We start from the raw sequence: 12884 nt of genomic DNA, 5'->3' as shown, positions 1-12884 counted from the left end.
TGGGCGGTCTGGTTGGCATTTTGGGTGCCAATCCCGACCGATAGACCGCCCGGTACGCCCCGCTCGAGGCCCGGAGGACAGACCCCGCTGGGGGTGCGGCAGGGGTTGTCTGGAGTGCTGGGCGACCCATCAACAAAGCCCGGGTCGGGCTGGGCGGTTCCCCCGGTGATCAGGATGCGGCCATCGGGCAGCCGGGTCAGGGTGGGATACCAGCGGTCGCGCCACATGTCGGGGGCGCGGGTGTCGGGGCCTTTGGTCCAGGTGTTGGTGCGGGGGTCGTAGATATTGGTGCGGATGCTGCCCCACTCCAGGCCCACCCCACCCCCGGCCGTGAAAAAGCTGCCATCGCTCAAGACGACATAGCCCGCACAGAACAGGTCGGTGCCCCGGCTCTCACCCGTCACCCCCATGCTTTTGCGGTTGCCAAAGCTGGCATCCTGAAAGGTATCGTTGGCCGGGTTCCAGATGGTGATGAAGGAGCCATCCTCGTCGCCAGGGGCGGGGTTGGTGCGGGGGGAGGTGTTGTGTACGTCAGTGCGCTCGCGGTATTTGCCGTCATCGTCCGAGGCATACCAGCCAATCACCTTGCCGTTGGGCAACAGCGCGGAAAAAGTGTTCACCAGTGGCCAGTTGGTTCGAACCGGCCCAAAACAACCAATCTGGGAGGCAGCGGCAGCATCGCTGGCACAGGGTGCGGGAACCGGCACCGGGTTGGACTCGACCCACGCGCTCTGCCCTGAGGCCGAGACGGCGCGCACCCGGTAGGTGTAGGTTCGAGCGCCTGCGGGAATACTACCGTCTTCGAAGGAGGTCGCGCTCACGCCGGCGTTGACGTTTTGAAAGCGAGCCTCGCCCGCTACCGTACGCTCCACTTCATAACGGGTGGAAGCAGTGGCCGTGTCAGCGGGTTGCCAGACCAGGCGCACCTGGTTGGGGGAGAGGGCATAGGCCATAATATTGCGAGGAGACTCGAGGGTGACGGGTGGCTGAGGTGTGAATTGTGGACATCCTGTCGCCATTAATGCCAACAAGACCGCCAGCCCGCCAAATTTTACCGACCGTATGTGCATGTGTGCTGCCCTCCTGGCTTTTCACCCAAGTAGACTGAGAGACGGTACAGATCACCCCAGGTACTGCGGGAAAACGCCCGTCTCCCAAGGGCGAGGGTAGCTTCAGGATAGATGTACTTTTGTCCTTTACGAGGTTATTTTCGTGAACTGGGCCGTTATTCCGTATATTCCCTACTGGACAAGCGAAAAACCGTGTCGTTAAGGTCTTGAGCGAGTAACACCAGGAGCTTTAACAGGCCAGGTTATGCAGATCCCAGGCCGATACCAACTTTTTTCGGCGTTGGGGAGAGAGCAGCAGGGCAAGTTTATGATTGGGCGATGCGAGGAGCAACCATGAAAACTATGTTTATTGGGCTTGGGGCGATGGGTTATCCGATGGCCGGGCATCTGGCCAAAAAATACGAGACCCTGGTCTGGAACCGCACTTTTGCCAGGGCCCTGGCCCATGCAAAGGAGTTTGGCTCGAGGGCCGTCGAGCTACCCGAGGTGGCCGAGGCCGGGATGCTGTTCACCTGCCTGCCCACCTCCCAGGAGGTGGACGAGCTGGCCCGCAGGCTACTACCCTTCTTGCGCCCCGGCACGCTCTGGGTGGATCACACCTCGGGAGAACCAGAACGAGCCAGACAAACCGCCCATTTGCTGCAAGAAAAAGGGGTTTCGTACCTCGATGCTTGCTTGTCGGGGGGGGTGGCGGGGGCTATCCAGGCCAGGGCCACGGTGATGGCCGGGGGCTCGGAGGCCGACTTTGCCAGGGCCAGGCCCGTCATGGAAGCCTATGCCGCCAGGATGGTGCATGTGGGGCCGCTGGGTTCGGGCCATGCGGTCAAGGCCGTCAACAACGCCCTGCTGGCCGTCAACCTGTGGGCGCTGAGCGAGGGCATGGTGGCGCTGGTTCAGCAAGGGGTGGATGCGGGGCTGGCCCTCGAGGTCATCAATGCTTCGTCGGGGCGTTCGAATGTGAGCGAGAATCTGTTTGGTCAAAGGGTGGTTTCGCGCCAGTTCCCCAATACCTTTGCACTGGGTCTGCTGGCCAAGGATGTGGGGATCTGTGTGAAGGTGCTCGAGGCGGCTGGAACCCCCGCGCCGATGTTGCGCCAACTGCGCGAGTTCTTCGAGATTGCCCGGCGCGAAGTAGGCTCTGCCGAGGTAGATCACACGGCGGTGGCGCAATTGCTGGAGAAGTGGGCCGGGGTTGAAATCAAGTAACACCAACTTTTGCGCAAAGGGTGGCCTCGAGGCGCCGTTCGGGTTCGTAGCAGTCTGGCGAAACGCTGGGTTAAATGCTCGACTGCTACGCGTCCTGAATCTACTCCGAGCTACTGAGAGAGACGCTCGCTACGGTGAGCGATGGGGGTGGCTTTTAGCGGGCCCGAAGGTGGATCCCATAAGCCGGGCGGGAGTGTTACTGTTTGCGGAGGTCAACGACCTTATGGTTTGGTGCGATAGCCGGGGCCGCGCACAATCTGACCGGGGGTGGCTCCGGTATGGTGGCCGTTCTGGATAACCTGCTGCCCATTCACCCAGACCTGCACGACGCCGGTGGAAAGCAGGTGCGGCTCTTCGAAAGTAGCATGGTCGGCAATGGTCTGGGGGTCGAACAATACCAGATCGGCCCAGGCCCCGATCTGGATGCGGCCCCGGTCAAGCAGACCCAGCCGGTTGGCAGGGAGCGAGGTCATTTTGCGGATGGCCTCTTCCAGGGTCAGCCAGCCCTCTTGGCGCACGTACCTGCCCAGTACTCTGGGGTAGCTGCCATAGGCCCTGGGGTGCACCGGCCCAAAGGCCCTGGCCCAGGTGGGGTCGAATCCCCCGGCGTCGGTAGAGACCATGGTCCAGGGCTGGGCGTACTGGAGCCGCAGGTTGTCCTCGCTCATGGTGAAGTAGATGGTGCCGATGCGCTGCTGCTCGGAGACCAGTAGATCAAAGACGCACTCGAGCCAGTCCTGCCCTCGCATCTGGGCAATTTCGCTCAGCCGCTTGCCCACGTAAACCTGGTTGTCGGGTTTTTGAAAACCGACCGGCATCACCTGTTCGGCCCTCGAGCGGGTGTCCACCATTGGATTGGGGCCGAGCAATTCTTTGCGAATGCGCGCGCGGATGGCCGGGTTGCGCAGTTGCTCGTATACGTTGCCTCCCTCGAACACCCAGTTGGGCAGCATGGCATTCAAGCCGGTGCCGCTGGCGGTGTAGGGGTACACATCGGCGGTCACGTCCTGCCCAGCGGCCCTGGCCTGGTTGATACGCTCGATGGCCTGAGCCATCTTGGGCCAGTTTTCTGGGCGGCTGGCTTTGAGGTGGTATATCTGCACCGGCAGGCGGGCTCGCTGCCCAATCTCCAGCGCTTCGTCGAGGGCTTCTAGCAGCCGGTCACTTTCAGAACGCAGGTGGGTGATGTAAATCCCGCCGTATTCCGCAACCACCTTGCAGACTTCCACAATCTCATCGGTATCGGCATAGTCGTCGGGGGGGTAGATGAGCGCATAGGAGACCCCAAAGGCTCCATCCCGCATGGCCTCGCGCATCACCTGGCGCAGGGTTTGCAGTTCGTCGGCGTTGGCTTTACCCATGCGCATCCCACAGGCATATTCGCGCAAAGTGCCTCCGCCCAGGAAGGCGCCAGTATTGGGTGAAACACCTTGCTGCCGCAGAGCATCCAGCCAGTCCCCGAAGCTTCTCCAGCCCTGTATTTTCTGATTCCATTCAGCTGGAACATACGGCGCCAGCGGGCGGTGTGCGATCTCCCCGCCACAGGGGGCGGGCGTCCAGGCTTCACCCATGATCTCGGTGGTCACACCCTGGGTAATTTTAGACAGGCAGCGGCCATCGCGCATAAGGGGGGTGATGGAGTGAGAGAGGATATCTATAAACCCTGGTGCCAGTACCAGCCCGGTTGCTTCGATGGTTCTTTTTGCGCTCGAGGCCGGTAACTCCCCCGCTGGGCGAATGGCGGCGATGCGATCTTGCTGTATAGCCACGTCGCCATAAAACCAGGGGTTGCCACTGCCATCTACCACTCGGGCTCCTCGAATCAAGAGATCATAGGGCATGTTTCTAGCCTATCGCGGTATGGACAAAACCGACTTCACATAGACGGTATCCAGGGCGAAGCCTCGCAGGTAGGGTGTTTTCAAGGTGATGCTGCTGGCAGGTAGATCGCTAATTATCTACGAAATGAGAGCGAACCCGAGGGAAAAGTGGAACATTCTCAGATTGAACCCAGTATTGCGTCATAAAGTAAAGCATGGAACAGGTCAAGACGGGTCGGCTGCTCAGACCCCTGGGCGTGGGTTTGGGCGTGACCGTTTTATTAGGCATGGGTTTTGTACTGGGCCGCCTGTCTGCACTGCCCGAGCAGGGTGGGGTCGTTGAGGCTCAGCGGGCAGTTAAGCTTCAACCCGTTCAGTTTGATCAGCAGCAGCCACTCCTCCCTGCGCCCGATCCCCGTGAGCTGATCCCTTTGCAGCCAGGCCCCGGCCAGGGGCCTGGGGCTGGGCCGTCCCAACCCCAGGAGGGACAAGGGCAGGAATGCCCCATCCTGATTTATCAGGATGGCCAGTTGTTCCGCTTTGACCAGCCAGGACAACCCATGCCAGGGCCTGGGGGGCCCCAGCCAGGGCCGGGGATGCCCGGAGGCTCCCCAGAGCTAATCCCGCTGGATCCCAGTACGCCCTCCCTGCCGATTCCTCCCTCTCCACCCGCGCCTGCTCCGGTGCCCCCACCCCAGGAGAGCAGTCCCGATCGAACCATCTGACCGAACCGGAAGTCTAATTGCATCCTGTCCCGTTTCTCCCCGTGAGGTTGTTATGAGTGAAGCGCAAAAACCCTCCCTCGAGCCCCAGGCCGTCATGGATGCTGCCGCCAGGCTACGCACCCTTTTGCTGGAAGTTAAGAAGGTGATTGTCGGACAGGATTTGATGCTGGAGCGCATGGTGGTGGCGCTGCTGGCACGGGGCCACATCTTGATTGAGGGTGTGCCGGGACTGGCGAAAACCCTGGCCATCAAAACCATGGCCGAGGCCATCGGGGCCAGCTTCAAGCGTATCCAGTTCACCCCCGATCTGGTGCCTGCCGACCTGGTGGGTACCCGCATCTACAACCCCAAAGAAGCCAGCTTTGAGGTCGAACTCGGGCCTGTTTTTGCCAGCCTGATTCTAGCGGACGAGATCAACCGGGCTCCGGCCAAAATCCAGTCAGCCCTGCTCGAGGCCATGCAGGAGCGCCAGGTCACCATCGGCCACGAGACTTTTAAGTTGCCCGACCCCTTTTTAGTGCTGGCTACACAAAATCCCATCGAGTCGGAAGGCACCTACTTCCTGCCGGAAGCCCAGGTAGACCGCTTCATGTTCAAGGTCTGGATTGACTACCCTGCCTTCTACGAGGAAATGACCGTGGTGGATCGGGTTTCGACCCAGTTCGAGCGGGTGGTCGAGGTGCTCACCGGTGACGAACTGCGCCGCCTGCAAGGTATGGCCGACCAGGTACACGTGCACCAGGCGGTGACCGAGTACGCGGTTCGGCTGGCCCGTGCGACCCGCGACCCTGGCGAGGTGGGGCTGGCCAGCCTGAAAAAATACATCAGCTTTGGGGGTAGCCCTCGCGCCAGTGTCAACCTGATTCTGGGAGCCAAAGCGCTGGCTATTGTGCGGGGTCGTGAGTATGCGCTGCCCGAAGATGTGCGCGACCTGGCGCCTGAGGTCTTGCGCCACCGCATCATCCTTTCCTACGAGGCCCTGGCCGATGAGGTGAAACTCGAGGACGTGGTGAGCAAGATCATTGCCTCAACCCCTTTGCCCAGGGTGCACATTGGCGATCCTTACCGCGATACCCGACCGGCGGTCTCGGAGAACCCCTCGGCCTGAGTGGTTCAGGGGAAATTGTGCCCAGTACGCAAATGATCGTGAGAAGTTATGCCTGGATTCTACCGGGGTGCACCTTAGCATATGAACTCTGGCTCGTGCTCAGCCCTGCGACAGGCGACCCACAGGAGGCCTATGCTGTTTCGGCGGTTCACTAAAAACAAAATTGAAGGGCCCCTGCAGGCCGAGCCCAGCCCTGCGATGCCCCGCCAGCGCGAACTGCCCGCAGAGTTGTTGCGTAAGCTCGAGTTCAGGGTCTTGAAGCGTCTGGATGGTTTTTTATTTGGCGATTACACCGGCTTTTTCTATGGCCCCAGCCTGGATCTGGCCGAGGTGCGGGAGTACCAACCAGGTGACGAGGTACGCCGCATTGACTGGAACGTGACGGCCCGCACCGGCAAAATCCACATCCGGCAGTACCGCGAAGAGAAGGAAGTAACGGTCTGGCTGGTGGTGGATCTATCGGCTTCGATGCGGTTTGGTACCCGGCGGGTTCTCAAGCACGAAGAGGCCCTGGAATTCGTTGGCACAACGGCGGCCATCGTGGCTCGCCACGGCGACAAGGTGGGCGTAATTGGCTTTTCGGAAGCCGGCATGCGGGTGGTTCCTCCGGGCACAGGCCGCCGGCAGGCCCTGCGAATTTTGCACGAACTCTACGGGCTGATGGCTCTGCACAAGGCAGCGGTCATTCCCACCACACGCACAAAGCCCCACACCCTTAACAAGCAGCAAGGTGCTGCTCCCCAGGGTTCGCTCGAGGCCCGCAGGGCGCGAACCCCCCATGAGTCGCGGGATGGTGCATTGCCCAGTGAGATGGCCTCGTCTTCGCTCGAGCAAGCGCTGGAACACATTGCCAGAACCCTCAGGCGCCGGGCCCTGGTATTTGTGGTCTCCGACTTTCAGAGCCCTGACCTCGAGCAAGAGCCCCTCTGGGCGCAGGGTCTGAGGCGGCTGGCCTACCGCCACGATCTGGTAGCGGTACGCATTTTCGACCCTGCCGAAAAAGAACTCCCCAAAGCCGGTGAACTGCGCATGCGCGACCCCGAGAGCGGTGAGGAGATATGGATTGATACCAGTGATCCTGGGGTGCGCCGTGCCCATGCTGCGCTGGTGCAGGCGCGTGAAACCATGCTCGAGCGCACCCTGCGGGCGGCCCAGGTGGATGTGTTGTCCCTCTCTACCGCCCAGGAAATCGTGGAACCGCTCCTAAAATTTACCTTGCGCAGAAGGGGGCGGCGATGAGCTTCACCTGGCCTGTTTTCTTGTGGCTGTTGCTTCTGATTCCACTGTTCGTCGGCCTGCTGGTATGGACGGCGCGCCGGCGGGAGCGCACCGCCGAGGCTTTTGCCGATGCTCACTTGCTGGGGGCGGTGGTACGCCAGCCCCCCAAAGCCCATGTACGCTGGCCCCTGGCGCTGCAATTGCTGGCCTTGTTCTTACTGCTCTTCTCCGCAGCCCGCCCCGTTGCCAGCCCGCCTTTGCCCACCAACAAGGCCGCTATCGTTTTGGCGATGGACACGTCGCGATCCATGCTGGCACCCGACCTCAATCCCAGCCGCCTGGAAGCTGCCAAAGCCACGGCGCGTAAGTTTATCGAGCTGGCTCCGCCCACTACCCAGATCGGACTGGTCAGTTTTTCCGACTCAGCCTCGGCCCTGGTGATGCCCACCTCCGACCGGCAGAAACTCCTCGAGGCCATTGACCGCCTTAAACCCGCGCAAAACACCTCAATTTCCACAGCCATCGTCACCGGGGTGCGGATGTTGCCGGGGCGCAGAAACCTCACATCCCCAGCCGAGTTACAGCCGCCTGGCCTGCAGCAGCCCGACCCCTTGCAAGGGGTGCCCGACCTGCCTGTACCCCAGACCCAGTCCCGGGAAGACCTGCCGCCGGGTAGCGTGGTGATCCTGTCGGATGGGGCTTCCAATGTGAGCAACAACCCTGGGCTGCCCACCCGCAACACCCTCGAGATCGCGGCCCGTTTTGCCAGGGATCACCATGTTAAGCTCTACACCTTCCCGATGGGTCAGGAGGGGGGCGCGGTGGCTCAGATTGATGGGCGGAACTATTTCATCCCCTTCGAGCCAAGAAACCTCGAGCTCCTGGCCCAGGCCACGGGGGGGAAGAACACCTTCCCACCTACCGAGGACTCGCTACGGGCGATTGCCAGAGAGCTGGGCACGGTGATTCGCTGGGAAGGCACCAAGACCGAAATTTCCTCACTGCTTTCTGCCCTGGCTGCTGCGCTCATGATACTGGCTGCGGGCCTGAGCCTGCGCTGGCAGCGCCGGGTGCCGTAGAGGTGGTCGGGTGGTTGGTAGCAGCTTCGGTCAACGGATCCACAGGTGGGTTGGTTTGGACAGGTGGTATAAATGATGTTTTTGTGGCCCTGGGCGCTAGGATTACTGCTGCTGATTCCCCTGCTGATCTGGCTGTACCGGCAGAGTCTGCGTCCGCCTGCCGAGTCGGTGGTTTTACATCCAGATGTAGCGATGCTGGCGCGGGCCTCGAGGAAAACCCGAAACTGGCGGCAGCATCTATCCGCGGGGCTGTACTTGCTGGCGCTGGTGGTGGCGGTTTTTGCCCTGGCCAGGCCCACCCTTCCGGTGCTGCAGGCCGACCCCAGGGCGGCTGTGGTGCTGGCGGTGGATATCAGCCGCTCGATGCAGGCCACCGACGTGCAGCCCAGCCGCTTCGAGGCTGCCAGAGCGGCCCTGCGTTCCTTCATCCGCGAGTTGCCGGAAGGCACCCGGGTGGCCCTGGTCACGTTTTCCCGCGATTCCCAACTGGTGGTACCCCTTACCACCGACCGAGGGCGCTTGTTAGAAGCGGTGGACTTTCTGGAGCTCAATCTGGGCACCGCCATCGGAGATGCCATCCTGGAAAGCATTACCGCACTGCCCCCCCTCTCCGAACGGGCCGGAGTCCCAGACCCCAAAAGCCTGGCTACCATCATTTTGTTGACCGATGGCCGTAGTCTGGCCGGGGTAGACCCCATCGAGGCAGCCCACGAGGCAGCCCGCCTGCAAATTCGGGTTCACGCGATTGGAATTGGCCGAACCACGGAGGGCCTGGTGCCGGGTTTGCCCGAGCAGTATTCGCTGGCAGCGCAGTTTGACGAAGCGACCCTTAAGGAGATTGCCAGGGTGGGCGAGGGAAATTACTTCTATGTAGACTCGGCGGGCAGGCTGACGGAAGCCTACCGCAACCTGACCCGCCAGATGACGTGGCGCATCCGCCAGGACGAGGCCACGGCTGCTTTTTCCCTGCTGGCGGGTACACTGCTGATGCTCAGTCTAGGAGTTGCCCAGTTCCGGCGCAGGGTGGTGTAGCTGCACAGCGGCCTCCCACAAAAGCCTGCTCCGAGTAGGCCGCACAGCCCGTCCTGGCGAGCGTTTGTCGAACACGCGATCAGGCCTCCGCAATGGCGCTCGAGATCGAGCCCTGGCGCATGAGGGTCTGTGCTAGCTCGAGCCTCCCCACCAGCGAGGGGGCCTCGAGCAAGGCCTGGCGGTCCTCGGCGGAAATCCGCAGGTTCACGCACAAAAATGAAGCCTGGTAGAGCGGGTCGTCGGGCAGGTTGGCAATGGCTTCTTCCAGGGCTTGTGGGTCGGCTACCCCGGCCACATAGCCCCGAAAAGCCTCCATGGCATCCCAGGCCGCCACAATCTCCTCACTGCGGGCGGTGCGCTCCAGAGGAAAGGGCGCATCGAGGGTGGTCTGATACAGATTTTTCTCAAAAACCCCCACCCCCTCGATCTGGCAGCGCTCACCCCCCCGGCAGACGATGTTGAAGGTGCCATCGGGGTTTTCCGAGGCTGCCAGCAAGTCCACGTACCCCCCCACCTCGCGGATGCCCGCCCCGGTAGCCAGGGTAATCACAAAACGGCGCTGGTCTTCGCTCTGGGCCAGCAAGTCCCGCACCATCTGCTTGTAACGCTCCTCAAAAATAAACAGCGGAATAAGCAACCCTGGAAATACCACGGTCTCGGGCAAGGGAAAAAGGGGCAAGCGTCTCACAGTATCAGGTTAAGGGGTGTGGACAGGTTTGCCAAAGCCACCACGAGTTACTTTCGGTGTTGCTGCCAGCGCTCTTCCAGTTTCTCGAAAATTCGCAGGAGCTTGGCCCTGGGCAGGATCACCTGTTCGGTCTGGCCCTCTCCGATCAGGTCGCCCAACTCGTTCCAGGCGGTGCACCTGGCGTAGATACGGTTGCCCTGGGTGTGGGTGTGTTCGGACACAATGCGTACCTTCATCCCAGGCAAAGCCGAGGCCCGGTGATCCACGCTGACCCTGGAGCCGATGCCCTCGTCGTCCTCTTCCAGAAAGGGCAGGATGATTTTGCGGCCAGCCAGTTCCATGTGTTTGGCCATCCAGTAGGTGGCGTATACCGGGTGCAGCTTGCCTAGCTGGGGGTCGTCGGGGTGCTCGAAGTCCACGGTCATCTCGTCGGTGACGACCGTCTCGAAGGTGGCCTGGTAGCCGATGGGGATGGGTTTCATAAGGTAGTGGCTGATAGTCGATAGCTAATGGCTAATAGCCAAAAACTCAATTGCTATAGGCTATATGCTATCAACTTATTAGCCTCTGCAAACTCGATAGTGTCCTGGTAGCCTGTAGGGGTGGGTTTCAAAAGTAATTGCGGATAGCCGATAGCTAATGGCTGATAGCTAAAAAACCTCACGGGTTATCCGCTATTAGCTATCAGCCCATTTTGCGCAAATCCGCCACCCGCTTGAGCTTACCACCCTCGCTGCGGGGGGCGCTGCCGGGGTTGATGAGCGAGACCTGCACCGAGACGCCCACATTGTCCTTAATTTTTTTGGCAACCTTCTCGCGTAGATGGGCCAGGCGATGGTCGGCCTCCACGACGGCATCGGAGAGCAGTTGTTGTCCCACCTCGCGGAAGAAGGGCTCGGAGACCTCGAGCTTCAACTCTACCTCATCCATAGGGCCCTCGCGGGTCAGCACGATCTGGTAGTGCGGGGCCACCTCGGGAATTCCCCTGAGTACCGCCTCGATCTGGGTGGGGTAGAGGTTCACCCCCCGCACGATCAGCATGTCGTCGGTGCGGCCCCGGATCTGGGCCATGCGGGCATGGGTGCGCCCGGAGGCACCCGGTTGGCGGGTAATAAAGGTGAGGTCTCCGGTCCAGTAACGCAGGAGGGGCAGGGCCTTCTTGGTCAGGGTGGTAAAGACCAGCACCCCCACCTCGCCTTCGGGCAGCGGATTGCCGGTTTCGGGGTCTACGATCTCGGGGTAGAAGTGGTCTTCCCAGATGTAGGAGAGCCCCTCGCGCTCGTTCACATCCTCGTTGGAAACCCCCGGCCCCATGATTTCCGAGAGACCATAGATGTTGGTAGCCCGAACCCCCAACCCTTCATCCACGCTCTTACGAATGGCTTCAGTCCAGGGTTCTGCACCCAGGATGGCATACTTCAGACTGATTTCACTGGGGTTCACACCTCGTTTCTTGAACTCCTCGGCCAGGGTTTGCCCATACGAAGGCGTGCAGGAAATCATCTCCGGTTTGAGGTCCTGGATCAGCATGATCTGCCGGTCGGTCATGCCGCCGGAAATGGGCACCACGATCATGCCCAGTTTCTCGGCGCCCCCATGCAGGCCCAGCCCACCCGTAAACAGTCCGTAGCCGTAGGCGTTGTGGAGCATCATGCCGGGCTTGCCACCCGCAGCGGCCAGCGAGCGGGCCACCACTTCGGCAAAAATTTCCAGGTCGCCCTGGGTATAACCCACTACCGTGGGCTTTCCGGTGGTACCCGAGGAAGCGTGGATGCGGGCTAGTTGCTCTCTGGGAACGGCGAATAAGCCAAGGGGATAGGTCTCGCGCAGGTTTTGCTTTTTGGTGAAGGGGAGTTTGTGTAAATCCTCCACGCCCCGAATATCGCCGGGCCTGAGCCCTTTTTCGTCGAGCGCTTGTTTGTAAAAAGGCACGCGCTCGTAGACATATGCGACTTGCTCGCGCAAGCGCTGGTTCTGCAACTCCGTAAGCTTGTTGCGCGGGAGGGTCTCGAGTTCGGGTTGAAACATCGGCATAGATACCTCTGAAACGCTTATGGCTTGCTCTGCCTAGAGCTTGAGCTTCATCCCTTCGTGGCTCGAGATAAAGCCCAGGCGCTGGTAAAAACGTAGCGCGGCGGTGCGGGTTTTACTGGAAGTAAGCTGCAAATACAAGCAACCTCGCTGCCGGGCTTGCTGGATGACCCAGAGCATCATATTTTTACCCAGACCCCGGTTACGCAAGGCATGGTCAATTCGCACGGCCTCGAGCTGGGCCTGCCAGGCCCCACGGTAAGACAGACCCGGAATAAAGCCAAGCTGAAAGGTGCCGACGATGCGTCCTTCAAGCTCCACCACCGCCAGGAACTGGTTGGGATCAGCCTCAATGGCCTCGAAAGCCCGATGGTAGCTCTCCGGCAGGGGGTCGGTGAGGGCTTCTCGAGTCTGCCCCAGCGGGTCGTCGGCCAGGAGCCGGACAATCTCGACCAGGTCGGCTCTGGTGGCGCGACGAATAACCCCGTGGCCATCTGGCAAAGGGAAGGTTTCGCTCATAAGGCCGTCATCCCCCCATCCACCGCTAGCACCTGTCCGGTCACATAGTCCGAGGCGGGGCTACACAGATACAGGGCGGCGGCAGCCAGTTCCCCGGTTTTACCGATGCGCCCCAGAGGGGTTCGTTCGCGCACCAGCTGCTCCATACGCGGCAGTAATTTCTCCGTCATGCGGGTGGGGAAAAACCCCGGCGCCAGGGCATTGACCCGGATGCCATACCGCCCCCATTTCACTGCCAGGTCGCGGGTGAGTGCGATCACCCCCCCTTTGGAGGCCGAGTAGGCGCTGGCATCCATTATCTCGGTGGGGCTTCCAGCCAGCCCGGCCACCGAGGCCAGGTTGAGAATCTTGCCATAGCCCCGCAGTTTCATCCCCCTGGCGGCGACGC

12 protein-coding genes and 1 pseudogene are annotated in these 12884 nt (G+C 61.1%); 5 read left to right on the top strand and 8 right to left on the bottom strand.

All coding sequences use genetic code 11. From position 1 onward, the window contains the following. A pseudogene (locus Q0288_RS17545) lies at positions 1 to 1070 on the bottom strand (hypothetical protein); the annotation flags it as partial. 333 nt (positions 1071 to 1403) lie between these two features. Here Q0288_RS17545 and Q0288_RS17540 point away from each other — a divergent pair. Further along, positions 1404 to 2276 (top strand): NAD(P)-dependent oxidoreductase, encoded by an 873-nt coding sequence (locus Q0288_RS17540; RefSeq protein ID WP_299433571.1) that lies wholly within the window; start codon positions 1404 to 1406, stop codon positions 2274 to 2276. A gap of 221 nt (positions 2277 to 2497) precedes the next feature. Here the strand turns inward: Q0288_RS17540 and Q0288_RS17535 are convergent, their stop codons facing one another. Together Q0288_RS17535 and Q0288_RS17530 are read right to left on the bottom strand one after the other, a co-directional pair. After that, complete coding sequence (locus Q0288_RS17535; RefSeq protein WP_299433569.1) at positions 2498 to 4117, bottom strand: D-aminoacylase; 1620 nt, start codon at positions 4115 to 4117, stop codon at positions 2498 to 2500. 260 nt (positions 4118 to 4377) lie between these two features. Further along, positions 4378 to 4653: a hypothetical protein gene (locus Q0288_RS17530; protein WP_299433566.1), complete on the bottom strand. Its 276-nt coding sequence runs from the start codon at positions 4651 to 4653 to the stop codon at positions 4378 to 4380. A gap of 220 nt (positions 4654 to 4873) precedes the next feature. Between Q0288_RS17530 and Q0288_RS17525 the strand changes: the two genes are divergently transcribed. From Q0288_RS17525 to Q0288_RS17510, 4 genes are all read left to right on the top strand, one after another. Beyond that, positions 4874 to 5929 (top strand): MoxR family ATPase, encoded by a 1056-nt coding sequence (locus Q0288_RS17525; RefSeq protein ID WP_299433563.1) that lies wholly within the window; start codon positions 4874 to 4876, stop codon positions 5927 to 5929. A 132-nt stretch (positions 5930 to 6061) separates the two neighbouring features. Beyond that, a complete protein-coding gene (locus tag Q0288_RS17520; RefSeq protein WP_299433560.1) occupies positions 6062 to 7168 on the top strand; it encodes a DUF58 domain-containing protein in 1107 nt (368 codons plus the stop codon). Further along, on the top strand, positions 7165 to 8226 hold the full coding sequence (locus Q0288_RS17515; protein ID WP_299433558.1) for a VWA domain-containing protein: 1062 nt from the start codon (positions 7165 to 7167) through the stop codon (positions 8224 to 8226). Before Q0288_RS17520 ends, Q0288_RS17515 begins: the two co-directional genes overlap by 4 nt. A gap of 72 nt (positions 8227 to 8298) precedes the next feature. Further along, complete coding sequence (locus Q0288_RS17510; RefSeq protein ID WP_299433555.1) at positions 8299 to 9258, top strand: VWA domain-containing protein; 960 nt, start codon at positions 8299 to 8301, stop codon at positions 9256 to 9258. A gap of 79 nt (positions 9259 to 9337) precedes the next feature. Here Q0288_RS17510 and Q0288_RS17505 read toward each other — a convergent pair whose 3' ends face one another. The 5 genes from Q0288_RS17505 to Q0288_RS17485 all read right to left on the bottom strand — a co-directional run. Then, positions 9338 to 9946 carry an LON peptidase substrate-binding domain-containing protein gene (locus Q0288_RS17505; protein WP_299433552.1) on the bottom strand — a complete coding sequence of 203 codons (609 nt, stop codon included), beginning with the start codon at positions 9944 to 9946 and terminating at the stop codon, positions 9338 to 9340. 47 nt (positions 9947 to 9993) lie between these two features. Then, positions 9994 to 10428, bottom strand: coding sequence for a thioesterase family protein (locus tag Q0288_RS17500; RefSeq protein ID WP_299433549.1), 435 nt, complete (start codon positions 10426 to 10428; stop codon positions 9994 to 9996). A gap of 202 nt (positions 10429 to 10630) precedes the next feature. Next, complete coding sequence (locus Q0288_RS17495) at positions 10631 to 11974, bottom strand: phenylacetate--CoA ligase family protein (RefSeq protein ID WP_299433574.1); 1344 nt, start codon at positions 11972 to 11974, stop codon at positions 10631 to 10633. Positions 11975 to 12013: 39 nt separating this feature from the next. Beyond that, entirely contained in the window at positions 12014 to 12496 is a 483-nt protein-coding gene (locus Q0288_RS17490) for a GNAT family N-acetyltransferase (RefSeq protein WP_299433546.1), read from the bottom strand. Continuing rightward, on the bottom strand, positions 12493 to 12884 hold a 392-nt coding region (locus tag Q0288_RS17485), incomplete at its 5' end, for an SDR family oxidoreductase (protein ID WP_299433543.1). The genes Q0288_RS17490 and Q0288_RS17485, both read right to left, overlap by 4 nt.

This window comes from uncultured Meiothermus sp. (assembly GCF_937863175.1).
Classification (GTDB): Bacteria; Deinococcota; Deinococci; order Deinococcales; family Thermaceae; genus Meiothermus.
This window is presented reverse-complemented; position numbering and strand designations above follow the sequence as displayed.

What these genes read in the sequence shown, in the direction of transcription:
- Q0288_RS17540 (WP_299433571.1), top strand. Translation starts at nt 1,404, where the DNA reads ATGAAAACTATGTTTATTGGGCTTGGGGCGATGGGTTATCCGATGGCC.
- Q0288_RS17510 (WP_299433555.1), top strand. Translation starts at nt 8,299, where the DNA reads ATGATGTTTTTGTGGCCCTGGGCGCTAGGATTACTGCTGCTGATTCCC.
- Q0288_RS17525 (WP_299433563.1), top strand. Translation starts at nt 4,874, where the DNA reads ATGAGTGAAGCGCAAAAACCCTCCCTCGAGCCCCAGGCCGTCATGGAT.
- Q0288_RS17535 (WP_299433569.1), bottom strand. Translation starts at nt 4,117, where the DNA reads ATGCCCTATGATCTCTTGATTCGAGGAGCCCGAGTGGTAGATGGCAGT.
- Q0288_RS17495 (WP_299433574.1), bottom strand. Translation starts at nt 11,974, where the DNA reads ATGTTTCAACCCGAACTCGAGACCCTCCCGCGCAACAAGCTTACGGAG.
- Q0288_RS17500 (WP_299433549.1), bottom strand. Translation starts at nt 10,428, where the DNA reads ATGAAACCCATCCCCATCGGCTACCAGGCCACCTTCGAGACGGTCGTC.
- Q0288_RS17515 (WP_299433558.1), top strand. Translation starts at nt 7,165, where the DNA reads ATGAGCTTCACCTGGCCTGTTTTCTTGTGGCTGTTGCTTCTGATTCCA.
- Q0288_RS17520 (WP_299433560.1), top strand. Translation starts at nt 6,062, where the DNA reads ATGCTGTTTCGGCGGTTCACTAAAAACAAAATTGAAGGGCCCCTGCAG.
- Q0288_RS17490 (WP_299433546.1), bottom strand. Translation starts at nt 12,496, where the DNA reads ATGAGCGAAACCTTCCCTTTGCCAGATGGCCACGGGGTTATTCGTCGC.